Origin of the sequence: Geofilum rubicundum JCM 15548, assembly GCF_000974365.1 — a bacterium.
Taxonomy (GTDB): domain Bacteria; phylum Bacteroidota; class Bacteroidia; order Bacteroidales; family Marinilabiliaceae; genus Geofilum; species Geofilum rubicundum.
This window is the reverse complement of the sequence record NZ_BAZW01000037.1, coordinates 1-26,245: the sequence shown is the minus strand read 5'-3', so window position 1 is coordinate 26,245 and position 26,245 is coordinate 1. Positions and strand designations below refer to the sequence as shown.

General features: G+C 45.4%; 25 protein-coding genes. 17 read left to right on the top strand and 8 right to left on the bottom strand.

The window, feature by feature from the left end:
• Positions 1–176 precede the first annotated feature (176 nt).
• Positions 177–1,406, top strand: coding sequence for an amidohydrolase family protein (locus tag JCM15548_RS14325; RefSeq protein WP_062126786.1), 1,230 nt, complete (start codon positions 177–179; stop codon positions 1,404–1,406).
• On the opposite strand, the gene JCM15548_RS14320 is transcribed toward JCM15548_RS14325, so the two are convergent.
• Complete coding sequence (locus JCM15548_RS14320; protein WP_062126783.1) at positions 1,396–2,460, bottom strand: DUF2027 domain-containing protein; 1,065 nt, start codon at positions 2,458–2,460, stop codon at positions 1,396–1,398. The genes JCM15548_RS14325 and JCM15548_RS14320 overlap by 11 nt on opposite strands.
• A gap of 79 nt (positions 2,461–2,539) precedes the next feature.
• On the opposite strand from JCM15548_RS14320, the gene JCM15548_RS14315 reads away from it, so the two are divergent.
• On the top strand, positions 2,540–3,742 hold the full coding sequence (locus tag JCM15548_RS14315; protein ID WP_062126781.1) for an S-adenosylmethionine:tRNA ribosyltransferase-isomerase: 1,203 nt from the start codon (positions 2,540–2,542) through the stop codon (positions 3,740–3,742).
• Here JCM15548_RS14315 and JCM15548_RS14310 read toward each other — a convergent pair.
• Together JCM15548_RS14310 and JCM15548_RS14305 are read right to left on the bottom strand one after the other, a co-directional pair.
• On the bottom strand, positions 3,734–3,940 hold the full coding sequence (locus JCM15548_RS14310; RefSeq protein WP_062126779.1) for a (2Fe-2S)-binding protein: 207 nt from the start codon (positions 3,938–3,940) through the stop codon (positions 3,734–3,736). The genes JCM15548_RS14315 and JCM15548_RS14310 overlap by 9 nt on opposite strands.
• A gap of 27 nt (positions 3,941–3,967) precedes the next feature.
• The gene (locus tag JCM15548_RS14305; RefSeq protein WP_062126776.1) at positions 3,968–4,456 is read right to left on the bottom strand and encodes a hypothetical protein; all 489 of its coding nucleotides are present in this window, start codon (positions 4,454–4,456) and stop codon (positions 3,968–3,970) included.
• Positions 4,457–4,679: 223 nt separating this feature from the next.
• Between JCM15548_RS14305 and JCM15548_RS14300 the strand changes: the two genes are divergently transcribed.
• The 9 genes from JCM15548_RS14300 to JCM15548_RS14265 all read left to right on the top strand — a co-directional run bounded on the left by JCM15548_RS14300 (position 4,680) and on the right by JCM15548_RS14265 (position 13,203).
• Complete coding sequence (locus JCM15548_RS14300) at positions 4,680–5,675, top strand: AAA family ATPase (protein WP_062126773.1); 996 nt, start codon at positions 4,680–4,682, stop codon at positions 5,673–5,675.
• A gap of 58 nt (positions 5,676–5,733) precedes the next feature.
• Positions 5,734–6,600 carry a DUF58 domain-containing protein gene (locus tag JCM15548_RS14295; protein ID WP_062126770.1) on the top strand — a complete coding sequence of 289 codons (867 nt, stop codon included), beginning with the start codon at positions 5,734–5,736 and terminating at the stop codon, positions 6,598–6,600.
• A gap of 1 nt (position 6,601) precedes the next feature.
• Entirely contained in the window at positions 6,602–7,648 is a 1,047-nt protein-coding gene (locus JCM15548_RS14290) for a hypothetical protein (protein ID WP_227625865.1), read from the top strand.
• 98 nt (positions 7,649–7,746) lie between these two features.
• Positions 7,747–8,367, top strand: a complete 621-nt coding sequence (locus JCM15548_RS14285) for a vWA domain-containing protein (RefSeq protein WP_262487080.1) — start codon at positions 7,747–7,749, stop codon at positions 8,365–8,367.
• 59 nt (positions 8,368–8,426) lie between these two features.
• Positions 8,427–8,678: a hypothetical protein gene (locus JCM15548_RS24250; RefSeq protein ID WP_227625861.1), complete on the top strand. Its 252-nt coding sequence runs from the start codon at positions 8,427–8,429 to the stop codon at positions 8,676–8,678.
• 45 nt (positions 8,679–8,723) lie between these two features.
• Positions 8,724–9,773: a VWA domain-containing protein gene (locus JCM15548_RS14280; RefSeq protein WP_062126767.1), complete on the top strand. Its 1,050-nt coding sequence runs from the start codon at positions 8,724–8,726 to the stop codon at positions 9,771–9,773.
• Between the two features lie 16 nt (positions 9,774–9,789).
• Positions 9,790–10,521 (top strand): tetratricopeptide repeat protein, encoded by a 732-nt coding sequence (locus JCM15548_RS14275; protein WP_083985161.1) that lies wholly within the window; start codon positions 9,790–9,792, stop codon positions 10,519–10,521.
• A gap of 28 nt (positions 10,522–10,549) precedes the next feature.
• Positions 10,550–12,397: a BatD family protein gene (locus JCM15548_RS14270; RefSeq protein ID WP_062126761.1), complete on the top strand. Its 1,848-nt coding sequence runs from the start codon at positions 10,550–10,552 to the stop codon at positions 12,395–12,397.
• Between the two features lie 35 nt (positions 12,398–12,432).
• Entirely contained in the window at positions 12,433–13,203 is a 771-nt protein-coding gene (locus JCM15548_RS14265; RefSeq protein ID WP_062126758.1) for a tetratricopeptide repeat protein, read from the top strand.
• A gap of 130 nt (positions 13,204–13,333) precedes the next feature.
• On the opposite strand, the gene JCM15548_RS24245 is transcribed toward JCM15548_RS14265, so the two are convergent.
• The 5 genes from JCM15548_RS24245 to JCM15548_RS14245 form a co-directional block, all read right to left on the bottom strand.
• Positions 13,334–13,489 carry a hypothetical protein gene (locus JCM15548_RS24245; RefSeq protein ID WP_227625859.1) on the bottom strand — a complete coding sequence of 52 codons (156 nt, stop codon included), beginning with the start codon at positions 13,487–13,489 and terminating at the stop codon, positions 13,334–13,336.
• A gap of 35 nt (positions 13,490–13,524) precedes the next feature.
• Positions 13,525–14,595: a DEAD/DEAH box helicase gene (locus JCM15548_RS14260; RefSeq protein ID WP_227625857.1), complete on the bottom strand. Its 1,071-nt coding sequence runs from the start codon at positions 14,593–14,595 to the stop codon at positions 13,525–13,527.
• A gap of 273 nt (positions 14,596–14,868) precedes the next feature.
• Complete coding sequence (locus JCM15548_RS14255; RefSeq protein WP_062126755.1) at positions 14,869–15,942, bottom strand: alanine racemase; 1,074 nt, start codon at positions 15,940–15,942, stop codon at positions 14,869–14,871.
• Between the two features lie 204 nt (positions 15,943–16,146).
• Positions 16,147–18,201: a molecular chaperone HtpG gene (gene htpG, locus JCM15548_RS14250; protein ID WP_062126752.1), complete on the bottom strand. Its 2,055-nt coding sequence runs from the start codon at positions 18,199–18,201 to the stop codon at positions 16,147–16,149.
• Positions 18,202–18,425: 224 nt separating this feature from the next.
• Entirely contained in the window at positions 18,426–18,881 is a 456-nt protein-coding gene (locus tag JCM15548_RS14245; protein ID WP_083985160.1) for a DUF4395 domain-containing protein, read from the bottom strand.
• Between the two features lie 229 nt (positions 18,882–19,110).
• Here JCM15548_RS14245 and JCM15548_RS14240 point away from each other — a divergent pair, with 229 nt between their 5' ends.
• The 6 genes from JCM15548_RS14240 to JCM15548_RS14220 all read left to right on the top strand — a co-directional run bounded on the left by JCM15548_RS14240 (position 19,111) and on the right by JCM15548_RS14220 (position 26,041).
• On the top strand, positions 19,111–19,560 hold the full coding sequence (locus tag JCM15548_RS14240) for a carboxypeptidase-like regulatory domain-containing protein (RefSeq protein ID WP_062126746.1): 450 nt from the start codon (positions 19,111–19,113) through the stop codon (positions 19,558–19,560).
• Positions 19,517–21,571 (top strand): TonB-dependent receptor plug domain-containing protein, encoded by a 2,055-nt coding sequence (locus JCM15548_RS14235; RefSeq protein WP_227625883.1) that lies wholly within the window; start codon positions 19,517–19,519, stop codon positions 21,569–21,571. The genes JCM15548_RS14240 and JCM15548_RS14235 overlap by 44 nt, the downstream gene beginning before the upstream one ends.
• Before the next feature lie 22 nt (positions 21,572–21,593).
• Positions 21,594–22,658 carry a DUF4249 domain-containing protein gene (locus JCM15548_RS14230; protein ID WP_162198252.1) on the top strand — a complete coding sequence of 355 codons (1,065 nt, stop codon included), beginning with the start codon at positions 21,594–21,596 and terminating at the stop codon, positions 22,656–22,658.
• 203 nt (positions 22,659–22,861) lie between these two features.
• Positions 22,862–24,682: a hypothetical protein gene (locus JCM15548_RS14225; RefSeq protein ID WP_227625855.1), complete on the top strand. Its 1,821-nt coding sequence runs from the start codon at positions 22,862–22,864 to the stop codon at positions 24,680–24,682.
• Entirely contained in the window at positions 24,661–24,903 is a 243-nt protein-coding gene (locus JCM15548_RS24240; protein ID WP_227625853.1) for a hypothetical protein, read from the top strand. The genes JCM15548_RS14225 and JCM15548_RS24240 overlap by 22 nt, the downstream gene beginning before the upstream one ends.
• 247 nt (positions 24,904–25,150) lie before the next feature.
• A complete protein-coding gene (locus JCM15548_RS14220; RefSeq protein WP_062126739.1) occupies positions 25,151–26,041 on the top strand; it encodes a sugar phosphate isomerase/epimerase family protein in 891 nt (296 codons plus the stop codon).
• The last annotated feature ends 204 nt before the right edge of the window (positions 26,042–26,245 follow it).

Genomic DNA, 26,245 nt, shown 5'->3' with positions numbered 1-26,245 from the left:
CAATTAATCTTAATTTTTGAATCCTCATTTACCAACCGGTTTTAGGCACTCAACTCTCGTTGGGCCAAATGAAGGTTATGTGTTAAAAAGCATTGAACTTCATCCACAAAACACCTATATTTATATAAAATGGTTATTAAGGGACCCAACCAATAATTCCTAATGCCTTAGATCGAATGCAATACACACTTTTGAAAAACGGATTAATTGTCCAACCGCACCGGGTACTTAAAGGCGATTTGCTGATAGGCAATAGCCGCATTATGCAAATCGGTGCGCACTTATCAGACCCCAATCCGGAAACCAAAATCGTGGATATCCAGGGCAAATACATCCTTCCGGGTCTGATTCACTACAGATCTCCCTTCCTTAAAATCCAGGAAAATGCTCAGTTTTCAGCCATTTATATCGCACTTTCACATGGCGGGACTTTTTTAATGGACGTACTCAAGATATCCAAAACAACGGGTTTTAAAGAATCCATTGAGGAAGCACGCATGACCAGCCAACCCATAATTACAGACTTCAGTCTCCATTTAGATGCCTCATCCGCCAATAAACTCAGTGATAAAGCGCTCAATCACTGTTTCATTAAAGAAGGCGCCACTTCATTTACCTTAAAATGGAAACACATCCATCAACTCATTGAAGGAAAAATGAAGCATTTGCTGAATTTTATAGCTAGCAACCAACTTTTACTCATCTGCGAATCAGGAACCATAAAAGACTCAAGTCTGATTGGGCATCCTAAATTTTTTGCTTCCTACCTCAAACAATTGAGCCAGGCCATAGAAATATTAAGAGGCGAAGGAACCCAGGTTCTTATAACAGATATCGTTTCCAAAGAGGAACTGGACCTTATTTTTGGGGATTATACCTCATTTAATGATAACATATATGCAGCCATAAATCTGGCAGACACTTCCATTCAAATACCTGAAGCCCTCACCAAAGAGCAATTACTGACCTTTGGCACTCACCCAAATATCCTTCTGGATCCACCTATACTTCAGTCCCCCTCTAAAGGGCATCAATTTATTGAAAACAAAACCATGTATTCCTTTTTGCAAAACATTGTCGGCGGAAAAGCGGTCACGCAGAAATCCTTAATCACACTGTGCAACATGTATGCCACCCGACCGGCCAAACTATTGGGCGCTTACCCGCAAAAAGGGACTCTGGAACCGGGAGCAGATGCGGACCTAATCATTTGGTCACCCGTTAAAAGCAGCTCCGGCCTGAAACCCGGAGCCAACACCTCTTTACTTAGAACGGATATCAAGGGGATCATTACCAATGGCCGGTTTATCACAGAAGATGACCTGATCATTTCCGATCAGCTAAACGGTCGTTATATCTATAGAAACCAAACATTCGAAGGGCCAGCTCCCCTTATCACAAGATAACCATGGTCGCGCCATACCCGTATTCACGAAATGAGGCATCCTGATAATTCAGTCCTTTATATTTCCGGTCGAGTTGTTTCCGGAGCTCTGTTTTTAAGGTTCCGTTGCCGACCCCATGAATAAATACAATTCGGCGTCCCTTCAGATTTTTATTGGCCTCCATTACAGCATGGAATTGATCCATCTGAATTTGTAAAATTTCCCCATTGGAGAGTCCGGCCACTGAATCGATTAATTCATTGATGTGCAGATCCACTTCCAACAGTTCAGGGGTAGATTGGCGCTTGGCTTTAGGGGGTGCCGGGTCGCCTCCCTCCTTTTCCAGGATAATGGCTCTGGTCTCTTTCTCTGTCAACAATTCCATCTTTTGCTCCAGTTCACTTTTAATGATGGAAAACAAAACGGCCGGTTGATAAAAGAAATCATTCGCTCTGAAACTGTTTTCTTTATAAAAGCGCCGTGCCTTAATGGTCAGCGATGTGGAAACAGGGGCCACCGCCGGATAGGGTTTGCCCTTCTTAAATAAAATCAATTGAATATCATAAGTAACATCCAGTTCCCGGGCCAGTTTTTCGTCCAAAGGCAATTTGGTATTGGGCTCTATCAGGCCCTGATGCAGGGCGTGCATATAACCATCCTCGCCCAGCCAGGAAATAAGGTAACTGCAATAATAGTTGCTGTCGTTAATAATGTAGGCCTGCACCTTACCTTCTTCGGTCTGATTGTTACCGGTTTTTATGTAAGCCAGATAAAAGCGTGGATGAAAATCATCCTGCTCCTCATCTTCCAGCTCCTCGCTGTAGGCGGCAGGTGACGAAACATCTTCATTGACGCTCACAGCTTGCTGAGGGGCAGCATCTTTATGGTTTGATGCGGCACCCGTTGCACCAACCGGAGCGCTTCCTTTTTCAACCACTACCACTTCAGAGGCAGAGACGGGCACTTCAAAACCATCTTCATCTTCGACAAAAACCAAACTCCCTTCAATCCGGGTTACAAGGCCTCCCCCGACTTCATTTAAAAACCGTATGCGATCCCCTTTTTCTACCTTCATTGTATAATATTGTTAGATTAATAGCTGTTATATGCCCCAAAGTTAATTAATTTTGCCCCCTTTAAAACACAAAACAGTAATGAGCATTCCACAAATCAATATTTCAGATTACGATTACCAACTACCAACTGGTCGAATCGCCAAATACCCTTTGGAAAACCGCGACCAGTCTAAGTTATTGGTTTATAAAAATCTACACATCTCCCACACCCGCTTTTTCAATTTGCCGGAGCAATTGCCCCACAATAGTCTCTTGGTTTTTAACAATACCAAGGTCATACGGGCGCGACTGGAATTTTTCAAATCAACCGGGGCCCGAATTGAGTTGTTTTGTTTGGAGCCCTACGAACCATCTGACGCCGCTTTGGCCTTCCAGTCATTGGGTGAAGTGCAGTGGCAATGTATGGTTGGCAATCAAAAGAAATGGAAAGAAGGTTCGCTTTTTGCAACATCTCAAACCACTCAGGGTGACATTCAGGTCGTTGCCACCTTAATTAAAAAGCTGAGCGACGGCGCCATCATACAGTTCAAATGGGACGATGCGGCCATCACTTTTTCAGAAATCATGGAAGGTATGGGGCAAACCCCTATTCCACCCTATTTGGAACGGGAAGCGGAAGATATTGACACGGAACGCTATCAAACTGTATATTCAAAATACCAGGGCAGCGTTGCGGCGCCAACAGCAGGGCTCCATTTCACGGATGAAGTGCTGGAGACCTTGGCGCAAAGGAACATTTCTCTGATTGAATTAACCCTGCATGTTGGGGCAGGCACATTTAAGCCCGTCAAGACAGACACCATTGACCAGCATGAAATGCATACCGAACACTTTGAGGTGACCGTCAATGCTTTGCGGCAGATAGCTGAACATGACGGGCCCGTTATTGCGGTAGGTACCACTTCTGTCAGAACCCTGGAGTCTATCTACCGAGCTGCCATTTTGCTTTCGCAAAATCGGCCCCATCAAAACGTGCAACAATGGGATGGCTTTGAACAAGTCTCAGATATGCCTAAAGCAGAGGCGCTCAAATTACTGATACGTCATTTGCATAGCCAGCAGCAGCCCGCCTTTAAAGCTTCCACCTCCATCATCATTACACCCGGCTATCAATTCAAGGTGATTGACGGATTAATAACCAACTTTCATCAACCACGCAGCACGCTCTTGCTGTTAATAGCCGCGTTGATTGATGAAAACTGGAAAGCGGTCTATGACTATGCCCTGAACAACGACTTCCGCTTTTTAAGCTATGGCGATAGTTCCCTTTTATTAAGATGAAGCGTTGGAACGACGTCGTTCCAACTCCTCTTCTAAGATCTCTTCAATATCTGCCACACAGGTGCCACAAATGGTGCCGGCATCGGTTTCATCCTGAATTTCCGTAAAGGAAGAAAGTTTTTTTTGGCGAATAACACGTACTATATCGGCTTTTGTCAACTGCATGTGCCGGCAAACAAAATCATTGGACTCGAACATATTTTTTCAGACTATCGTGGGTTCAGACTATCGTGATAACTCCATCTCCACCGTAAAGGATGTGGATCCATAGACCAGGGCATACTCCAGGACCATGTCATTGTCTTCAATGGTCTTCACTTCCAGAACAATGGTTTCATAACCGGCCAAATCCTCAAAACTGAAGTAGAACTCTCCGTCACCAATACTTCCTATTGGAGAATTGCTTTCATCATCAGGCGTATCAAAGGTGAGCGATAAAGAACTGCCTGACAGGGACCAGTTAAAGCTAACATCATTGGAAGTAAGGCCTGTGCCGTCTTCCTTAAAATCCATCCAGGCATCCGGCTCCTGAGTTCCCGTCTCCGTACCTTCAGTGGTAACAACAGTAGTGGTTATAACGTCCACATCCCATTGTCCCACAATGGCAGAACCGTTAGATAGGTCGTCATTATTATCATCGTCATCATCACAGGCCGTAAAGCCAAAGGCAGCTATAGCCAGAAAAATTGCGAAAAATTGAAATTTGTTTTTCATAAGTATTTAGTTTTAGTTATGGTTTGGAACCAATTTAGGTAACAATGAACTCCCGGGATGGTTGAAAAATAGTCAAAAATAAAGACCATTTCAATGAAATTTTTGGAACAATTATTGATATGTGAAGCCCATGTTGGGGCGATTTAACGCAAATTGGCCTCAAATTAATTATATTTGAGTATTCTATTAATCATCATTCTCTAACAGAATAAAAAGATAAATCATGAATCAAACTGTTGACATCAAAGAGCTTAATGAGCGTATCAAACAGGAAAGTTCATTTGTTGACCTGCTGACCATTGAAATGAACAAGGTAATTGTTGGTCAGAAACACCTGGTAGAAAGTCTTTTAACCGGTCTCCTTTCGGATGGACACATCCTGTTGGAAGGTGTTCCCGGTCTGGCCAAAACTCTGGCCATAAACACCTTGGCCACCATCGTGGATGCCAAATTCAGCAGGATACAGTTTACCCCGGATTTGTTACCGGCCGACCTTCTGGGAACCATGATCTACAGTCAGAAAAACGAAGAGTTTGTCGTCAAAAAAGGTCCCATTTTCACCAATTTTGTTTTGGCAGATGAGATTAACCGGGCACCGGCTAAGGTACAGAGTGCCTTATTGGAAGCCATGCAGGAGCGTCAGGTAACACTCGGCGACCACACTTATAAGCTACCGGAACCATTTCTGGTTATGGCCACGCAAAACCCTATTGAACAAGAAGGGACCTATCCCCTTCCTGAGGCTCAGGTGGATCGTTTTATGCTAAAAGTGGTTATCTCTTACCCTGAAAAGACGGAAGAACAACAAATTATCCGTCATAATCTGGCACAATCCTTCCCTAAAGCATCCAAAGTTATCAGTCCCGATGACATCATCCGGGCCCGTAAAGTGGTGAAAGATGTGTATATGGATGAGAAAATAGAGAAATACATAGTTGACATCGTATTTGCCACGCGTTTTCCTGAAAATTACGGTTTGGAGAAATTCCGGGAAATGATCTCCTACGGTGCTTCTCCCCGTGCCAGTATCAGTCTGGCCATGGCCTCCAAAGCCTACGCCTTTATCAAGCGAAGAGGCTATGTAATTCCTGAAGATGTTCGGGCGGTCTGTCACGATGTAATGCGCCACAGAATCGGGCTTTCTTACGAAGCTGAAGCGAACAACCTCACCTCCGAAGAAATCATCAGTGAAATTCTGAATACGATTGAAGTGCCATAGTGACTGACAACCAACAGCTTGTCATAAATTGAGCAAAATAACGCTAAACTGAATTCTTGTGGAAACTACGGATATCTTAAAACGGGTCAGGCAGATTGAAATAAAAACCAGGGGACTATCCAGCAATATTTTTGCAGGGGAATACCACAGTGCTTTTAAGGGCCGGGGTATGACCTTTAGTGAAGTCCGTGAATACCAGTATGGGGACGACATCCGCACCATCGACTGGAATGTGACTGCCCGCTTCAACCATCCCTACATCAAGGTTTTTGAAGAAGAGCGGGAAATGACGGTCATGTTGCTCATCGACGTCTCCGGATCGAGGGAGTTTGGTACCACCTGGCGGTTCAAGAAAAACATGATAACAGAAATAGCTGCCGTTTTGGCATTTTCGGCCATACAAAACAATGACAAAACGGGTGTCATCTTTTTTTCCGATCGCATAGAGAAGTTTATTCCGCCTAAAAAAGGAAAAAAACACATTCTGCACATCATACGTGAGCTCATCAGTTTTACCCCCGAAGAGCGGGAAACCAACCTGTCGGAGGTCCTGCGCTACCTGACCAATGCCATTAAAAAGCGATGTACCACCTTTGTCATTTCCGATTTTCTGGACGAACAATTTGAAGATGCCCTGAAAATTGCCAACCAAAAGCATGATGTGGTCGCCTTACGCATTTTTGACCCGCGGGAAACCCTTTTGCCCGATATCGGCTTTGTCAAATTTAAGGATGCCGAAACCGGGGGCTTTCAATGGGTCAATACCTCCAGTAAGAAAACGCGCGATGCCTTTAATCAATGGTGGTTGGATAATGAAAAACGGATCAATTCCACCTTCACCAAGTGTGGGGTGGATAATGTGGCCATTGCAACCGATGAAGACTATGTAAAATCTCTGATGTCGCTCTTTAAAAAACGCAGTTAAAATGGCAGTAAGTAATACCATGATAAACACCAAAATGTTAAGACCAGCCCTTATTTTGCTCATTGGGCTCTGGTTGCCGGGTTTATTGTCCGCACAATCCGTTTCGGCATCTGCATCTCTGGATTCCACGCTGATGGTCATTGGGGGGCAAATGCAACTGAAATTGGAAGTGGTGCAACCGGCTGATTTAAAAGTGGCCTTTCCCCAATTCACAGATACCATTACCGAAAACATTGAGATTGTTGAAGCCCATCCAGGCGACACAGCCGTCATCGATGGTGATCGCATCGCCATTTCCAGGGCTTACACCATCACGTCTTTCGACAGTGGTTTGCATTACTTGCCCCCCATCCATTTTGAATATATGGAAGGGGAAATGATGCGACGGGAAACGACCCGATCGTTGGCATTGATGGTGGTTAATCCTTTTGAAGAAGTGGATCCGGAGAAGGGCATATTCGATTTAAAATCACCGTATGATCTGCCCTTTATTTTTGCAGAACTACTTAAATATCATAAGTGGCTGGCACTTTTCTTTCTGTTGCAGGCCATCATTGCTTTGGTTATCATCTATCTTCAAAGGACCAAAAAGCCGCTCAGCCAGATTTTTGTCAAAGAAAAACCAAAGGAGCCCGCCCATATCGTGGCATTGCGGGAGCTCGACAAGATTAAGAAGGAAAAACTCTGGCAATCCGGCCAGATTAAAACCTTTTATTCACAGCTAACCGATGCCCTGCGCCGCTACCTGGAAGAACGCTACCATTTTCAAGCCATGGAGCAAACCTCCGGGGAAATCATGAGCAGTATCAAGCGCATAGAACTGCCCAACAAAAAGCTGTACGATCAATTACATCAGATTTTAGACACAGCCGATTTGGCCAAGTTTGCCAAATACGAGCCCTTGACAGACGAGAACGACCTGGCCCTCATCAATGCCTACTTCTTTGTCAACCAGACCAAAGAAGAACCGCAGGAAACAGCAGAGGAGGCCGCTAAAGCGAGTTTGGCGAAAGAAGCGGCAGAAAGCAACTCCCAATCCGGGCATTAAAGGGTGAACCGATCTATATTATTATAAAGATTTTAGAAGAAATGAACTATACATTTTTACATCCACAATATTTCTTGTTGCTGTTGTTGCTAATACCAATGATAGCCTGGTATATTTGGAAACAAAATACAGCTCATGCTACCCTGCAAATTAGCAGTATCCGGTTCTTTTCCCTGGTGGGAAAATCCCGCAAAACCTACCTGCGACATTTGCCCTTTGTTTTCAGAATGCTCACGCTGATTTTTATTATCACGGCGCTGGCGCGTCCGCAAAGCAGCAACCAACTTCGCAATGTGACCACCGAGGGCATTGATATCGTTGTATCGTTGGATATCTCAGGGAGTATGCAAGCCATGGATTTTCAGCCCAACCGACTGGAGGCAGCCAAGGAGGTGGCCATTGAGTTTATTAAGGGCAGACCCAATGACCGAATGGGACTGGTGATATTTGCGGCTGAAAGCTTTACGCAGTGTCCCCTCACATTGGATCACAATGTGCTGACCAACCTCTTTCGGGATGTTAAAATTGGCATGTTGGAAGACGGGACAGCCATTGGCATGGGATTGGCCACAGCTGTCAACCGAATTAAGGACAGCGATGCCCAAAGTAAAGTCATCATTCTATTGTCGGATGGGGAAAACAACCGGGGACAAATTGCCCCGCTCACCGCAGCTGAAATTGCCCGCACTTTTGGCGTAAGGTTTATACCATTGGCGTAGGAACCGTAGGGACGGCCCCCTTCCCCATTAACACGGTATTTGGTCAGCAGGTACAGGATATGGAGGTGAAAATCGATGAGCCCATGTTGACCGAAATTGCCGAATTAACTGGCGGGAAATATTTCAGAGCAACGGACAGACAAGCCCTGGAAGGTATCTACCAGGAGATTGATGCCATGGAAAAGAACAAAATTGAGGTCCAGGAATATACGCGACATGCAGAAGAATTTCTGCCTTTTGCTTTGCTGGCACTTTTGTTTCTTCTTTTAGAAATTGTATTGCGGAATACTGTTTTAAGAACACTTCCGTAGATAGAAACCTGAATTTTGTATTACAAGAAATAAATCAGAACGACCATGTTTCGATTCGGACATCCAGAATATCTTTATCTGTTAATATTAATACCAGTCCTGGCGTTTATTCAGTTGCTTTTTCTGATACAAAAGAAAAAAGCGCTGAAGCGATTTGGCACCCCCGAGCTGGTGGAACACCTAATGCCGGACGTTTCCAAATTCCGGCCGGTGGTCAAATTCTATTTGCTTTTGCTGGCATTGATGGCGCTCATATTCACCTTATCCGCCCCCCAGTTTGGCACCCGACTGCAGACCGTTCAACGTAAGGGCATTGAACTGATCATCGCCCTGGACGTTTCCAATAGTATGAACGCACAGGACATAGAACCGAGTCGTCTCGAAAGAGCCAAGCAGGCCATTGCCCGGTTGACCGACCGGCTGGTGAACGACCGTTTGGGACTCATTGTGTTTGCGGGGCAGGCCTATACGCAGCTCCCCATCACATCCGACTATGCCTCAGCTAAAATGTTTCTGTCAAACATCAACACCGAAATAGTACCCAATCAGGGTACCTCCATTGGCGCAGCTATCAATCTGGCCCTTGAATCATTCAGTGAACAGGAAGATGTGAACCGCGCCATCATCGTCATTACCGATGGTGAAAACCACGAGGATGACGCCATGGGGGCGGCTGAACAGGCGGCTGAACTGGGCATTAAAGTCTATACCGTTGGTATGGGATCCCCCAACGGAGGTCCCATTCCCGCAGGGGGTAACGGCAATTTCCTTCGCGACCGCGAAGGAAATGTGGTCATCACCCGCCTCGATGAAGGCATGTTGCAACAAATTGCCAGTGCCGGAAACGGCGAATACATTCCGGCCAACAATATCCGGGCAGGCATCAACAACCTGATGAGCGAGCTATCTGATCTGGAAAAATCAGAATTTGAAAGCAAGGTCTACACCGATTTTGAAGACCAGTTTCAATACATCGCACTCATAGCGCTGTTGCTGTTACTGATCGATTTTCTAATTCTGGAACGCAAAAACAAATTCTTAAAGAATATTGATTTGTTTACGGTGGATAAAAAGAAGGATCAACCCGGGAAATAATTCTAAAACAATGATTATGCGAGATAATGTTTTATATATACTGACGTTTGTGTTATTAGCTTTGATGGCCACCCCGGAAGGAAAGGCACAGGATGAAAGACGCTATGTCCGGCAAGGAGTTGCACAATTACAAAACGAGAACTATTCAGCGGCAGAGACGGCTTTCAGGGAAGCGCTAAAAATTAAGCCCAACTCCTTTGAAGCAGGCTACAATCTGGCCACTGCCCTGTTCCGTCAGGAGAAATACGAAGAGGCCATGCAACAATTGCAGGCCACAGAGCCCTTTGCAGGTGAAAACAAAGACAAACTGGCCCAACTGTATCATAACCTGGGAAATAACTATATGTATGGTCAGGACATTGACAACAGCATTGAAGCCTATAAAAAATCCCTGCGTCAAAATCCCTTAGATGATGAAACGCGCTACAACCTCATTGCTGCCATGAAGATGAAGCAAGAGCAGGAAGAACAAGAGCAGGAAGAGGAGGAGCAAGAGCAGGAACAAGAGCAGGAACAGCAACAACAGGAACAGCAACAAGATCAGGATCAGCAAGAACAACAGGAACAGCAACAACAGGAAGAACAAAAGGAAGAACAACAGCAACAGCAGCAACAGGAAAGTGAAGGCATCAGCCGTGAAAACGCCGAAAGATTGCTGGAAGCCATTGAACAGGACGAGAAAGAAATGATGGAAAAAATGAACCGTCATGAAGAACAACAACCGGTTCAAACCGACAAAAACTGGTAACTTTAGCACAAGGACAAATAACCAAGCCATGATGAGAAAGCATCTGTTATTATATTTTTCTATTTTATTCATCACCATTGCCCCTTCCTGGGCGCAGGATGTAGAATTTTCTGCCTCTGCACCATCAACGGTGGTTCAGGGCAACCGTTTTCAGTTGGTATATTCCGTTAATCAGGAAGCATCCAATTTAAGGGTGCCCGACATAGCCGATTTTCAGATATTGATGGGACCATCCACCTCCCAAAGTTCATCGGTTCAAATAATTAACAACAATTTCACCCGCAGCATCAATTATTCATTCACCTATATTCTGAGAGGCGACCAAACAGGGCGTTTCACCATTCCTCCTGCGTCCATTGAAGTAGATGGCAAAAAAGTCGAGAGCAACCCCGTAACCATTGAGGTGGTGGAAGGAGATGACCAATCCGCTTCCTCTTCTCAGCAACAACAGGGACAGCAGGCGCCTGCTGATGCCGGAGCCCTCTCGGATGAAGATTTATACATTACCTCCACAGCCAACAAAACAGAAGTCTGGCAGGACGAACCGGTTCTCATCACCACCAGAATATACACCCGCGTGAATCTCGAAGGCATTTCCAACGTCAAACAGCCGGAATTACGTAATTTTGTGGTAGAAGAATTGCCGGCCCAATCCAACAACATTCAATGGGAAATTCAGAATGTAAACGGACGGACCTACAGAGTGGGCACCTTTAGTCAACGGGTCATCTATGCCCAAACAAGTGGTCGTCACACGGTGGAGCCCACGTCCATTGAGTTTTTAATTCGGCAGCGACAGGCCAGACAATCCAACAGCATCTTCGGAGATTTTTTTGACAGCTACCGCACCGTCAAAAAGAACGTCAGTTCCAAGCCCATAAACATAAAGGTTAAGGCACTGCCCTCTCCCCGACCCGCCAATTTTTCAGGCATCGTTGGTAATGTGACTATGAATGTAACCGCCTCTAAAACGGAAGCTCAAGTCAACGATGGTATTACCCTTAAGGCCGTCATTTCCGGAACGGGTAACCACCGGCTGGCCAGGAATCCGGAGTTTGATATACCTACCGATTTTGATGTATTTGATCCGCAGGTGACCAATAACATCAACCAAACTGCACAGGGCGGCAGGGGTGACAGAATTGTTGAAACGCTCATTATTCCGCGACACTCCGGCACCTTTGAAATTCCGGCTGTGGCCTACAGTTTTTTCAATCCGTCAACCGGCCGCTACCAAACACTTGAAGGAAAACCGATAAGCATCCATGTTGAACGCACACCTGGTGAAGAAACCGCTGGCCCCGCAGGAGGTCCGGCCCGTTCAACCACCCGTGAAAGTGTTCGCTTTCTTGGGCAGGACATCCGCTACATTAAAACAGAGCCGGTCAGTTTAAAAGCCGCGAATACCTTTCTGTTTGGGTCAACACTCTATATTTTGAGCTATTTGATCCCCATCGTATTGTTTATATTGATATTTCTGTTTAACCAAAAGCGTATCAAAGAAAATGCAGATGTGCTGAGAGTAAAAAACCGAAAAGCCAACAAGATGGCCCGGAAACGCCTGAAAAAATCGGCCGATTTTCTTAAAAAAGGCAATCAGGAAGGCTTTTATGAAGAACTGACAAAAGCACTTTGGGGCTATACCAGTGATAAACTTTCCATTCCCCGGTCGGCCTTGACCAAAGACAATGCCCGGTCAATTTTACTTGAGAACGGAGCCAATGAAGACCTGACCGAGGAATTCCTGGGTATTCTGGACACCTGTGAATACGCCCGCTATTCACCTCAAAACGATCACAGCGAAAGAGAAGAGCTTTACAAGAAAACGCTGGAAACGATCAGCAAGCTTGAGGGACAATTAAAAAGGAAAAAATAAACGGATCATTGTCGAACCATACACATTAAAATACTATGCATACCCGTGTAAGCAAAACGATATATTGGCTGTTCACCCTGATGATTTTTATCACGGTCGATGCCCTGGCGCAGCAGGACAACCGACTGACCCAGGCCAACCAGCTTTATGCCGATGGCGACTTCGATAATGCCATTGAAGTCTATGAGGACGTTCTAAAATCAGGCATGGAAGCGCCACAGGTTTATTACAACCTGGGCAATGCCTACTATCGGAAGGGTTTACTTCCAGCAGCCATTCTCAACTATGAGCGGGCTTTGTTATTGGCCCCTCAGGATAAGGACATCCGGTATAACCTAAATTTGGCCTACGGACAGATTACGGATAAAATTGAGCCGGTGGGCGTCTTCTTCATTACCCGTTGGTTTGCCAATTTCAGAAACAGTACGGATTCAGACACCTGGGCCATCATCTCCATCATCACCTTTGTTTTGTTTTTAACCGGATTGCTTTTTTATTTCTTCGTTAAGACCAGCCTGTTTCGCAAAATGGCCTTTTTCCTGTCCCTGTTTTCGGTTTTGATATCCTTGACCACCATGGCCTTTTCCTACCATCAAAAGCAACGCTTGGTTAATCGGGATCGCGCCATCGTCTTTTCACCCTCCGTGACGGTCCGTAGTGCCCCTGAAGCCAGTGGCACCGAACTATTCGTATTGCACGAAGGCACCAAAGTAAAAATCCTTCAGCGCATCAATAACTGGCTGGAGGTAGAACTTCAGGATGGAAGTATTGGATGGATGCATGAAGAGCATCTGGAAATAATTTAAGCAAAATCGCGTGTCTCAAAAATGGGGCATGTCGTTACGCAGTATCCCCATTGGTTTTCGATCCAATAAAAAAGAGGTTGTCAAACATACCTGACAGCCTCTTTTTTATTCTTATATCATTTCTGATCAATTACCTTTCACGTCTGGAGTAGGAGCTGTTGTCCTTCTTCTTGAATCTGGATTGACCGTTTCTGTTACTCGCCGTTTTGTTGCGCGGTGGACGCTGAACAGCTGCCGCTTTAACCGGGTTGTGATCCATCAATGGATAGGCATGATCATCCACCACATCAATTCTTTTATTGATGAGTTTTTCAATGTCCTTCAGATAGGCTTTTTCCTCTGCGTCGCAAAAAGAAAAGGCGGTACCATCAGCCCTGCCCTGCCAGTCCGGCCAATACGGTGGACATAGGATTCAGGAATATTGGGCAAATCATAATTAATGACATGCTGCAGATTGTCCACATCAATTCCACGCGCCGCGATATCCGTAGCCACTAATACCCTGGTCGATTGGTCCTTGAAGTTACTCAGGGCATTTTGACGGGCATTCTGTGATTTATTGCCATGAATGGCCTCTGCCTTGATTTTGTTCTTCTGTAGCACACGCACCACCTTATCCGCACCATGCTTGGTGCGGGTAAAAACCAGCGCTGTTTTAATCTTCTTGTCCTTCAAAATATCCATCAACAAGGTTATTTTGTTGGGTTTGTCCACGAAGTAAATCGACTGGTTAATGGTATCGGCTGTAGAAGAAACAGGGGTTACCTCAACTTTTACGGGATTTCGTAAAATGCCTGCCGACAACTTAACAATGGCCGGAGGCATTGTGGCGGAAAAGAACAGCGACTGCTTATTCGAAGGCAAAACAGCCAAAAGCTTTTTTATATCATGAATAAAGCCCATATCCAACATTCGGTCGGCCTCATCCAAAACAAAAATTTCAATATCCCGAATGGATACCAGTTTTTGGTTCATCAAGTCGAGCAGACGACCCGGTGTCGCCACCAGAATATCCACCCCGTTCCTCAATATATTGACTTGAGAATTTTGGTTAACACCTCCAAAAATAACCGCACTGGTCAATTTGGTATGGCGACCATAGGTACGAATACTTTCGTCTATTTGAATCGCTAATTCACGCGTTGGCGTAACAATCAGCGACCGGATAGGACGCCGGCGACCGGTGATTCCGGGATTATTGGTAAGTATTTGAAGAATTGGAATTGAAAAAGCAGCGGTTTTTCCTGTACCTGTCTGGGCACAACCCAACAGGTCTTTTCCCATAAGTACTTCTGGAATAGCCTCCGCCTGGATGGGTGTTGGTGTTACATAACCTTCTTCCTTTATCGCTTTAGATATAGGTTCTATAAGGTTGAGAGAATCAAATGTCATAAATAAATTTTGGTGATAACAAATGGACGGTAGTCGTTAATCAGATAGTAAAATTGTTGAAAGAGGACCAACTCTAAGGAAAGTTCTTAATAAACAGGCTTGCAATCAAAACACACTATAGTCCTTATTGATATGTTGTTAATTAAAACGCACAAAGCGTCCATGTAAAATAATTGCGTGCAAGATACAACTAATAATCGGGTATTCAGGTGCCCCGCAAGGTTTTTAACTTGTGTTAGACATTCGCGAAGGGCTTAAAACAGCCTTCAACGCTTAGTCGATTACCTTCTTTTCAATATATCTGGAGTTAAGCAGACGCAAGGCACTCATGTAATCCAGTTCAAACTCCACCAACTGTCCCACCTTATAATGTCTCGGGTTTTCCTCGACGTCAATCACCACCATGTCGGAACTGGCGCCGACTATTTTCATTTTAGGATCTACCGGCTTTATGTGCTCAACTTCTACATCCAGGATACCAATATCTATCAATCCGCGAAAAGAAGTCGCATCCGGATCCACACCACTAAAATCAAAAGTATGTCCCTCTACATTTTGCCCCATTTCACCAGACGGCGCCATCGGCTTCTCTGTCAACTCAATAATCTCCGAGTAAAGCCGAATCACATCACTGTTTAAAAAAGGAAAAGTGGTACTGTTGTATACATCAGAAGCTAAAAAAAGCGTATCCCCCACCCGGAAGTGGTTGATACCGGTCGGCAATTGATTTTGAAGCAACACAGGAATGGTCACGGAGGACCCACCTGAAACGAGAGGAATTTTTCGGTTAAACCTCGCCTCAATCAACTGCTTATAGAGACTCAACTGAATCAGTTTATCCTCATTGGGCAACACGCCATATAAACAGGACAGATTAGCGCCCAGTCCCACCACCTCAATATTGGGCAACTCAAACACCTGACTGTAGAAATGCAGGAGGTCATCCCGCATCACGCCTTCTCTAAGCTCGCCCAACTCAATCATGATAATCACCTTGTGCGTTTTTTTCTGTCGACCGGCTTCTTCCGACAAAGCGCGAATGGTAGAGAGTTCCGTATTGAAACTGATGTCGGCGTATTGCACAATATTTTTAATGGAACGCTTGGCAGGAGGCTTTATGTAGATGGTCTCAATATCCGGCGCCATGCCTTTAATGGTCTTCAGATTGGTCACCCTTGAATCACAAACCTGTTTAATCCCCAAGTCAATCACCTCCTGTAAAAAAGTCTTATTACCACACAATAACTTGGTGACTACTGCCCATTCAATATCGCTTTTCTTAAAAAGATCATCCAGATAATTGTAATTTTCTTTTAGTTTAGTCCGATTAAGCGTAATAAAAGCCATTTATATTAATTTGGTAATAGTTAAATGTTAACAGAATGGTAACAGCCGATACGGTTTAATGTTTCGAATACGACCGATTTTTAGTCGGGAAAAAGAGTTCAGGCCCTAACAAATATCGGATATTTTTAACAAAAACAGAAGCTTCTGAATGTGAAAAGCCGGTCAGCTTGGCTGACCGGCTTTGATATATATGGCGTTGTTATGCTATATGAGATCGATGCTGCGCTTCACAAACTTGTTAAGCGCCTCACCCTTCAACATATTGTTCGAAAGCAAGGCCAGGTCAATCAGTTGCGATACCAATTTGCTACCAGAAGCATAGTCGGTCAGCAAGGTCTCCTTTTTACCTTTTTGCTCACTGATTTTCTTATCCACATCCTCCAACTCTTCTTTTTCAGCCTGTGGCACTTCCTCTTCCTTCTTGTCCTTTTTAGCGGCTTCCAGTTCCGATTTGCGAGCGTCCAGCGAAGAGATCCGACCGTTAATGGTTTTCAATTTTCCACCCAACTCATTCTCAACCGTTTCAGAAATGCGGCTCACCAAGGGGTGATTTCCATTGACCACCAGGTTGTAGCTGTCGGGCATTTCGCCATAGAACATACCACCACCGCCTTGCAGGGCACTCATTTCCTTCATTCGGCGCATAAATTCCTGCTGGGTAATCATCACCGGTGTGTCATTTTCCCCCAGGGCCTCAAAAGTAACCAGGAAATGGGTCTTGCCCACCTGTGGTATTTGTGAAGAAAATACAGTAGTCAGATTCTCACGTTGTTCCGGAGTCAGTTTCAACTCATTTTGCTCCTCTTTGGGAACCAGTTTCTCCACCACGTCACTGTCCACACGTACAAAGCGACCTTTCTCAAACTTCTGCTCCAGATGGTTGATAAAGTGGGAATCAAAATGGCCATCCATCAACAATACATCGTAGCCCTTATTTTTGGCAGCCTCAATAAAGGTGAACTGATCGTCCTTGTTGGTGCTGTACAAATAAACCAGATTGTCATCCTTATCGGTCTGGTTGGTTTTGATAATATCTTTGTACTCCTCAAAAGTAAAGCACTTGCCCTCCGTATTTTTCAGCAAAGCAAATTTAGCCGCCCGGTCGTAGAACTTCTCATCCGTCAGCATACCATACTCGATGAACAGCTTAAGATCATCCCATTTTTCTTCAAAGGTTTTGCGGTCCGACTTAAAAATCTCTTCCAGACGGTCGGCCACCTTTTTGGTAATGTGACTCGAAATTTTCTTCACATTGGAATCACTCTGCAAATAAGAACGGGATACGTTCAATGGAATATCCGGTGAATCCAGAACACCATGCAGAAGCGTTAAAAATTCAGGAACAATACCTTCCACCGAATCGGTCACATAAACCTGGTTGCAGTACAACTGAATCTTGTTCTTCTGAATTTCAATGTTGTTTTTAATTTTTGGGAAATAAAGCACCCCGGTCAAGTTAAAGGGATAATCCACATTCAAATGAATGTTGAACAAGGGATCCTCTGCCATGGGATATAACTCCCGATAGAAGTTCTTATAATCCTCGTCCTTCAGGTCGGCCGGTTTCTGCGTCCAAAGCGGATTAACTTCGTTAACCACATTGTCCTTATCCGTTTCCACCTCTTTGCCGTCCTTCCACTCTGTTTCTTTTCCAAAAGCGATTTCAACCGGCAGGAAGCGACAATACTTCTTCAGCAAACGGGAAATTTCATTCTTATCAACAAAGCTTTGATTCTCATCATCTATATGCAGAACGATATCGGTTCCCCGGTCCTCTTTCTTAATCTCTTCAATGGTGTATTCCGTGTTGCCATCGCAGCTCCATTTAACAGCCTGCGCATCTTCACGGAAGGAACGGGTGATAATATCCACCTTTTTGGACACCATAAAAGAACTGTAAAAACCCAAACCAAAATGACCAATAATGGCGTGCGCATCCTTCTTATACTTTTCCAAAAACTCATTGGCGCCTGAAAAGGCCAGTTGATTAATGTATTTCTCAATCTCTTCGGCCGTCATACCAACACCCCGGTCGCTAATGGTAATGGTCTTCTTTTTTTCATCCAGACTCACCCGGATGGTCATGTCGCCCAACTCACCCTTGAACTCACCTACACTGGCCAGTGTTTTAAGCTTCTGACTGGCATCCACCGCATTCGATATCAACTCACGAAGAAAAATCTCGTGGTCCGAATACAGATATTTCTTGATTATGGGAAAAATGTTCTCGGTACTAACACCAATATTGCCTTTTTGCATAACTCGTTATTTAAAATATTATAATAATTGCATTGTATATTTCCGTTTGCCTTTTATTCAAAGCCTGTGCCAAAGGAATTATTGTGACAAAAGGACAGGGCAACCGTTATTCTGTCAGTTTACCCTTGGAAAATTCGGACAACAGCAATACCATGTGGCCAATAAAACCACAGTCATTATCAATAACGGGAAAGCAAGGGCTGTGCAATCAGCAAGCGCCCACCTTACTCACTAAACTCCTGGTGATAGGTGGCCTTATACACATAGGGATACACATAACAGGCCATGCAGAACCCGATGACAGCCTCTAAAAAAGCAAAAAGTGCAAAAACACCGGCTACTACATTGGCCGTAACAGGCCATTTGAACACCCAAAACAGGAGGGTCAACAAGGAAAAGAAGTAGCCTATTCGGGCCGCAAAAAACTTGGGACCTGCATTGATGGCCTGAGGTTTTAAAGGCAAGGCCTTTAAAATTTGCTTCGAAACAATCGCCAGAGGGCTAAATTGCGCATAATCGTTTCCCCGTAACATAAAGTCAAAGGCCAAAAACAGCATCACATACATGTTCTGCGTGTAAAAAAACACCAGCAACAAAACAAAAGTCAGGGCCGCATTTATGCGGGCCACCCATTTATTAACGCGCTTGTCCGACATGGGACAAAGTGAAGTAAATCTCATTTTTATATTTTTATAGTATCATTCAACCCAAACTCTACTCCTAAACACCCACTTCGCCTCAATTGTTTGACCAAATACTTTTCCTTAACTGCCGGCACCGGAATTTAACACGTATTAACACTGAAGACATGATTCCTGTCATTAATTGGCGCTACTTTTGCTTTTCTCAAGCACCAAAACCCTACAAAGATCAAACTTAAACAATTAACTTAACTTTACCCCCAAGCAAATGAAATTACACCTTCTGTGTTTTGTCCTTCTGTCGACCACCACCCTGGTTGCTCAGACTCAAAACGCCACCATTAGCGGAACCATTTCGGATGCCCGAACGGGCGAACCGCTGCTCTCCGCCAACATTTACAATTCTGAGACACTATCAGGAACAGCCAGTAACACTTACGGCTTTTACAGTCTCAGGCAGCCGCAGGGCCAAACAGCTGTTTCAGCCACCTTTACGGGCTATCAAAGTTTCACAGCTTCCTTTAACTTAACACGCGACACGGTCATCAACATTGCCCTTGAACCGGTCATTGAACTGGACGAGGTGGTGGTTTCGGGACAAAGTCCCCTGCAAAACATACGCAGCACCCAAATGGGCACCATACAGCTGTCGCCCGCCAAAACCGAGATCCTGCCTGCCTGCTGGGAGAGACAGACATCATCAAAACCTTTCAGTTGATGCCCGGTGTTCAGGGGGCACTGAAGGGACCAGTGGCTTCTATGTCAGGGGTGGCGGTCCCGACCAAAACCTGATTCTTTTAGACGGGGTGCCGGTATACAATGTCAACCACCTCTTTGGCTTCATGTCGGTATTCAATTCCGATGCCATCCGCAATGTCACCTTAATCAAAGGGGGCTTTCCGGCACGTTATGGTGGCCGCCTGTCCTCTGTGCTGGACATACGCATGAAAGAAGGTAACAATCAGGAATTTAAGGGGAATGCCTCCATTGGACTCATCTCTTCAAAATTGACACTGGAAGGCCCCATCAAAAGTGATAAAACTTCATTTATGTTTTCGGGGCGCAGATCCTACGTCGATCTGCTTTCATACCCCTTTCAAATGGCAGCCAACAAAAAATATGGAGAGAGCGAAAACCTCTGGGTGGGCTATTTTCTTCAGGATTTCAATGCCAAAATCAATCATATCTTCAACAACCAGCACCGCCTGTACCTGAGTGTTTATACGGGAAAGGACAAGTTTTTCATGAATGATAAGTACGAATACACCAACACCTACTCCTCCTATTATGGACAGGATGGCGAAGAAGGCCATCAGGTCTCCATTCAATATAAATCGAAAGACAAGGCCAGACTCCAATGGGGCAACACCACCGGTGCGCTAAGGTGGAACAACATCATTAACAATCAATTGTTTGCGAACCTCACAGCCACTGTCAGCGATTACAAATTCAGAATTTTTGAGGACTATGAAGAAGAACGCATTGACCTGATTGAAAACACCACAGAAAAGTCCAGCTACTTCTATGAATACTATTCGCAAATTCGTGATTATGGCCTGAAAGCAGACTTCGACTTTGTGCCCTCGCCCAACCACTACCTGCGCTTTGGTATGCACAATACCTTGCACTATTTTTCACCGGGCGTAACGGTCAACAAAGACTATTACGATAGTGGCAGCACCCCCATCGATACCATTTATGGCAACAAAAACATTCCGGCCAATGAAATGATGGTATATGTGGAAGATGACATCACCCTTTCTCAGGCCATCCGGTTGAATGCCGGATTACATTACTCCAACTTTCATGTGCAGGGAACCACCTATCATTCACTGGAACCCCGCCTTTCGGCGCGCTTCATGCTCTCCAGCCGTATTTCGGCCAAAGCCTCCTATACCACCATGCAACAGTACCTGCATCTTTTGGCCAATTCATCCATGGGCTTGCCCACCGATTTATGGGTGCCTGCCACCAAAAAAATAAAACCTCAAAAGTCGCAGCAAGCCGCTCTGGGCTTTGCTTATGCACCCAATACCATCTATGAACTATCTGTTGAGGGCTACTACAAATACATGGAGAATCTGATTGACTATGCCGAAGGCGCCAGTTTCTTTGAGCTGGACCAGGGCAATTGGGAAGATCTGGTCACCAGCGGAGAAGGTGAAAGTTATGGTGTTGAATTTCTGGCTCAAAAACACCAGGGACGCTTTTCCGGTTGGATAGGATATACACTGTCGTGGGCCAACCGCCAATTCGATGAGATTGGCTCCGGAGAGAAATATCCTTACCGATACGATTCCCGCCACGATATATCCATTGTCACCACCATCAAACTGACAGAAAAAACCGATTTTGGTGCTGCCTGGGTGTATAGAACGGGCTATCCTTTTACCATGGAAGATGAAGAGTTTCAATCTCCTTTTACTTTTTTCAAAGAACCCAACAGCCTTTCCGACAATTCGGGAACCATTGAGCATTTTGAAAATCGCAACAACTATCGCATGCCCGATTACCATCGCCTGGATTTGGGTTTCAATTTTCACAAGCAGAAAAAGCGCGTTTACCGCACCTGGAGTGTGGGCGTTTATAACGCTTATGCCCGCAACAACCCCTTTATGATTTACAAAGACAATGTGTGGGACGAACAAAACAACACTTCCACCACGCAACTGAGACAGTTAAGCATTTTCAATCTGATTCCCTATGTCAGATGGGGCATTAAATTCTAATTCCTACTCCCAAACAATAACAATGATGAACCACACAAAATATAATCCACTGACGCTAATTATCGCCTCTTTAGTCCTTCTGGGCTTAGGTTCTTGTGAATCCATGGTAGATGATTTTGAATATGAAAAAAAATCATCCAAACTGGTCGTTAACGCCATCCTCAGCCCGGACAGCGTTATCAACATCCACATTAGCAGCAGCACAACCTACAATCCTCCGGGCGCTTTAAAACTCATAGAAAACGCTGTTGTAGAACTGTATGAAAACAATAACCTTCTGGGGCAACTCCGCAGCACGGGCAATGGGTATTACATACTGCATGGCACTTATCCGCAAGAAAACGCCACCTACAAGGTCGTTGTTACCGCAGATGGCTATGCATCCGCATGGGCTGAGACAACCATCCCGGGCCAAATAAAAAATCCGGAAGTGGAAGAGGGCCTGCAAACCACCACTTATGAATATGGGTATACCGCCACCAGGATGGCGTATCAACTCACTTACGACGTACCGCAATCACAAGCGGTCTTTTACAGCGTGTCCATTTCAAGTCAGAAACAAGGAACACTTCAGGAATATGTTTGTGAGGAACTGGAAACGCCCTGGTTTGACGGATACTATTACAGAATGGACTCTTGCTACCTGATTGAAGGAGATTCCCTGGCTACCCGTACAGAACCGATATCCATTTATTCGAACAGCAGTCTGATAAAATTCAGAAAAAGCTGGGGAGATTATCAAACTTCGAGCTTTGATGATGAGATCTCTGCCGAGAAACTTTATTTCAGCAGCCAGAACTATAACAGCAGCCAATTATCATTGGCCTTACGCATAGATTATTACTACTTGTTCGATAACATCGACAACGAAATAACCATATGGACAGATAGCTTTGACGAAGTACTTTTCAAATTCATGTACTCATTGGCCCAAAAACGGGAGGTGGAAGATGATCCCTTTGCCGAAAAAGTCTCCGTTTATACCAATGTCAATGGTGGCTTAGGCATCTTTGGCTCAAGCAACTCAAGGGCGCTGGTCATCCGGTATGACGATGAGTTTATTGAACGACTGAGCACTGATAATTAATTGAATATTCAGAAAATAACGGCGTTTCGTTGCAAATAAACACCCCCGGTTATGCCGGGGGTGTTTTGTCATTTATGGATTAGCACGTCTCTCATTAAAAAAATCAATATAATTAATTAAATTTGATGCTGCTCAATGGAGCACCTTCAATTAATCTTTTCCTTTAAACTGCCCGGACTATAAATTCTATCAACAAAAAAGAGATGAAGCAATTACTAACAACAATTTTGATCGTCATGACATTGACCAATTGTACCAACCCCGCGCCGGATGCGCCCAAACAGCAATCACAGATAACGGAGACCACCATCACCGGGACCATTGATGCCCTGAAAGAGTTGCACCCGGCAGCCGATGCCTCAACTATTGAAAGAGGGGTGCGACACGCAGCTTCCATCTGGTGGCCTGAGGATGGTGATCAGGAAGCCTTCCGCACTTACTGCTCGGAGAACTATATAGCGGATGCCGCCGAGCGCCAGCTGGTCTTTGAAAAATTAAGCCGCCATTTTGAAACGCTGTGGGGACACTTCAATAAAATATCCCTGCACCTGCAAGCGCCCATGCACCTTAAATATGGTGAAGTATTGCCCATTGATGCGCAATTTGCCGGATTTGATGCAGGTGCTCACCTGCAGGACGATCTCTACAACAATAAAGTCGCCTTTTATGTGGCACTCAATTTCCCTTACTTCTCGCTGGAAGAGAAGGTCGCCATGGGACAGGACTGGAGTCGCGACCAGTGGGCCTATGCCCGACTGGGTGATGTATTTACCGCCCGTGTTCCGGCCCGTTTGCAGCAAGCCTACGCCCGAGTCAGCGCCCAATCCGAGCTCTACATCAGTTCCTATAACATTCAGGCCGGCCATTTACTGACCAGTGACGGTCGCACCCTGTTTCCTGAAGATATGTCGCTCCTCTCCCACTGGAACCTGCGCGACGAGCTCAAAGCCAACTATCCGCTGGGTGAAGCAGGCCTCGAAAAGCAACAAATGATTTACAAGGTGATGCAACACATCATTCACCAGACCATCCCTGAAGTTGTCATCAACAATCCCGAATACCAATGGGCACCTGATGCCAACACCGTCACCCAAAATGGGGAGAGCATCGACTGGCAGCCGGAACCCGACACCCGCTACCAGCAAATCATCGACAATTTTCAGGCCCTGCGTCAGATGGACGCCTATTCCCCCCTCGACACCTACATCCGCCGCAATTTTGAAGGCAGCATGGAAATAGCCCAACCTGAAGTTGAAGCCTTATTTGTCGAATTTTTGAGTTCCGATCTGCTGAAAGAGGTGGGTGGACTAATTTCCCAGCGTATGGGCCGTCCACTGGAGCCTTTCGACATCTGGTACGATGGCTTTAAAGCACGCAGCAGTATCAATGAAGAAGTGTTGAGCGAAAAGACCCGTGCGCTGTATCCCGATGCCGAAGCCTTTGGAAAAGACATTACCAATGTCCTGGTGAAGTTGGGTTATGAGAAAGAAAGGGCCGGCTACCTCGCTGAAAAGATCAGTGTGGAACCCGCACGTGGCTCCGGCCACGCCTGGGGCGCGGCCATGCGTGGCATGCAGTCCTACCTCCGCACACGGGTGCCCGACAATGGCATGGACTACAAGGGCTACAACATTGCCATGCATGAACTGGGCCATAATGTGGAACAAACTATTTCGCTGTATGACGTGGACCATTACCTGTTGAATGGCGTACCTAACACGGCCTTCACCGAGGCCCTCGCCTTCATCTATCAGAAACGTGATCTGGATGTATTGGGCATGCCCTCTACCAATCCACAGGAAGAAGCCCTCCGCACCCTCGACCTCATCTGGTCCACCTACGAAATTATGGGTGTGTCGCTTCTGGATATGCGGGTATGGAAATGGCTTTACGAAAACCCGGATGCCAATGCCACACAATTAAAAGAAACCACTGTTCGTCTGGCCAACGAAATCTGGAACGATTACTATGCACCCGTTTATGGCTCAAACGACCAGCCATTTTGGCCGTTTACAGTCACATGATCAGTTATCCGCTGTACTTGTCGGCCTATGCCTACGGTAACATCATTGAATTTCAACTGGAAGACCATTTAAGCAGTCGCAACTTTGCCCATGAAACAGACCGTATCTACCAGTTGGGGCGCCTGACGCCCAATCACTGGATGCAACAGGCCGTTGGCAGCAACATGGACATTCAGCCCATGCTGCAGGCGGGTCGTGAGGCTTTGAAGACGGTCCTCTAATTATAAAAAAACGATGGTCCACGAATTACACCAATTACACTAATTTTTATTCGTGTAATTGGTGTAATTCTTTACAAGCAAAGCAGCATAGCCGAGCGCGCGTAATTGACTACGTCGATCTTCGATTAGCGGACAACCTTTTTTGATCTCTCGTTGTGTTTGGAAAAATCCTTTACATTTAGTACTTTTCAATATTACACCGAAACATTTAAGGATTATTGAAAAACACACCTAAAAAACGAAAATCATGAGTCCAAAAAACCGAAGAGAATTTCTCAAATCATCGGCCATGGGTGCGCTGGGAATAGCGCTGCTTGGCCGATATGGCATGACAGCCTGCGCGCAGACAGGTGCAGCCACCAAAGCGGGCATCGGATTGCAACTTTACACCATTCGCGATGCCATGAATAAAGATGTGGCAGGGACCCTCCAAAAAGTAGCCGATATTGGGTACCAGCATCTGGAATTGGCGGGCTATGACAACGGCCAATTCTACGGGCATTCTCCTTCGGAATTTAAAAGCATGGTCAGCGACCTGGGCATGAAAATCATCAGCAGTCACAGCGGCGTTGAAGTAAAGGGAGTGGACACCAGCAATGTAGAAGCCATGGCAGAGGCCCATGCCGAACTGGGCGTAGAGTACTGCGTTCAGCCCTGGCTGGTTGAAGAACGGCGGGTATCGGCCGACAGCTATCGCCAGTTTGTGGCTGAATTGAATACCATTGGCGAAGTAATGAAAAGCTACGGCATTCGCTTTGCCTACCACAACCACGACTTTGAATTTCATAAGGTAGAAGGACTGACACCGTTCACCGACATCTTTTTGCCGGAAAGCGATCCCTCCTTGCTCACCTTCGAACTTGATAATTATTGGGTAAAACGTGCCGGCTTCGATCCCATTGAAGTCATGAAGCAGTTCCCCGGACGTTTCGAACTATGGCACATCAAGGATATGGAAGCCAGTGAAGATCAGTTTTTCGCACCGGTAGGCGAAGGCATCATCAACTACAAAGAAATTTGGAAGTTCAAAGAATTGGCCGGCATGAAATATTTCTTTGTCGAGCAGGACGCCACCCGAGACGGTCAGGCCATGCAAGCCATCGAAACCAGCTTCAACAACCTGAAGCAAATCATCTAAAAACCCAAAAGGTTTTTCTTTTAAAAACACCCGGGGCAAAACCCGGGTGCTTATATTCCCTATTGACCTATCGACCTATTGACCTAACGACCTATCGACCTATTGACCTAACGACCTATTGACCTCTTAACCCTATCTCCCCCTCCTACCCTTCATACTCTTCATTCCCCTCATACCCTATCTCCCCTTCCTACCCTATCTCCC

Coding starts and splice junctions, on each gene's coding strand:
- JCM15548_RS14320 (WP_062126783.1), bottom strand. CDS start 2,460: ATGAAGGTAGAAAAAGGGGATCGCATACGGTTTTTAAATGAAGTCGGG.
- JCM15548_RS14285 (WP_262487080.1), top strand. CDS start 7,747: ATGATAGCCTGGTATATTTGGAAACAAAATACAGCTCATGCTACCCTG.
- JCM15548_RS14275 (WP_083985161.1), top strand. CDS start 9,790: ATGCGAGATAATGTTTTATATATACTGACGTTTGTGTTATTAGCTTTG.
- JCM15548_RS24250 (WP_227625861.1), top strand. CDS start 8,427: ATGGAGGTGAAAATCGATGAGCCCATGTTGACCGAAATTGCCGAATTA.
- JCM15548_RS14245 (WP_083985160.1), bottom strand. CDS start 18,881: ATGAGATTTACTTCACTTTGTCCCATGTCGGACAAGCGCGTTAATAAA.
- JCM15548_RS14325 (WP_062126786.1), top strand. CDS start 177: ATGCAATACACACTTTTGAAAAACGGATTAATTGTCCAACCGCACCGG.
- JCM15548_RS14220 (WP_062126739.1), top strand. CDS start 25,151: ATGAGTCCAAAAAACCGAAGAGAATTTCTCAAATCATCGGCCATGGGT.
- JCM15548_RS14230 (WP_162198252.1), top strand. CDS start 21,594: ATGATGAACCACACAAAATATAATCCACTGACGCTAATTATCGCCTCT.
- JCM15548_RS14290 (WP_227625865.1), top strand. CDS start 6,602: ATGGCAGTAAGTAATACCATGATAAACACCAAAATGTTAAGACCAGCC.
- JCM15548_RS14270 (WP_062126761.1), top strand. CDS start 10,550: ATGATGAGAAAGCATCTGTTATTATATTTTTCTATTTTATTCATCACC.
- JCM15548_RS14260 (WP_227625857.1), bottom strand. CDS start 14,595: ATGACATTTGATTCTCTCAACCTTATAGAACCTATATCTAAAGCGATA.
- JCM15548_RS14280 (WP_062126767.1), top strand. CDS start 8,724: ATGTTTCGATTCGGACATCCAGAATATCTTTATCTGTTAATATTAATA.
- htpG (WP_062126752.1), bottom strand. CDS start 18,201: ATGCAAAAAGGCAATATTGGTGTTAGTACCGAGAACATTTTTCCCATA.
- JCM15548_RS14310 (WP_062126779.1), bottom strand. CDS start 3,940: ATGTTCGAGTCCAATGATTTTGTTTGCCGGCACATGCAGTTGACAAAA.
- JCM15548_RS14315 (WP_062126781.1), top strand. CDS start 2,540: ATGAGCATTCCACAAATCAATATTTCAGATTACGATTACCAACTACCA.
- JCM15548_RS14305 (WP_062126776.1), bottom strand. CDS start 4,456: ATGAAAAACAAATTTCAATTTTTCGCAATTTTTCTGGCTATAGCTGCC.
- JCM15548_RS14265 (WP_062126758.1), top strand. CDS start 12,433: ATGCATACCCGTGTAAGCAAAACGATATATTGGCTGTTCACCCTGATG.
- JCM15548_RS14255 (WP_062126755.1), bottom strand. CDS start 15,942: ATGGCTTTTATTACGCTTAATCGGACTAAACTAAAAGAAAATTACAAT.
- JCM15548_RS14300 (WP_062126773.1), top strand. CDS start 4,680: ATGAATCAAACTGTTGACATCAAAGAGCTTAATGAGCGTATCAAACAG.
- JCM15548_RS14240 (WP_062126746.1), top strand. CDS start 19,111: ATGAAATTACACCTTCTGTGTTTTGTCCTTCTGTCGACCACCACCCTG.
- JCM15548_RS14225 (WP_227625855.1), top strand. CDS start 22,862: ATGAAGCAATTACTAACAACAATTTTGATCGTCATGACATTGACCAAT.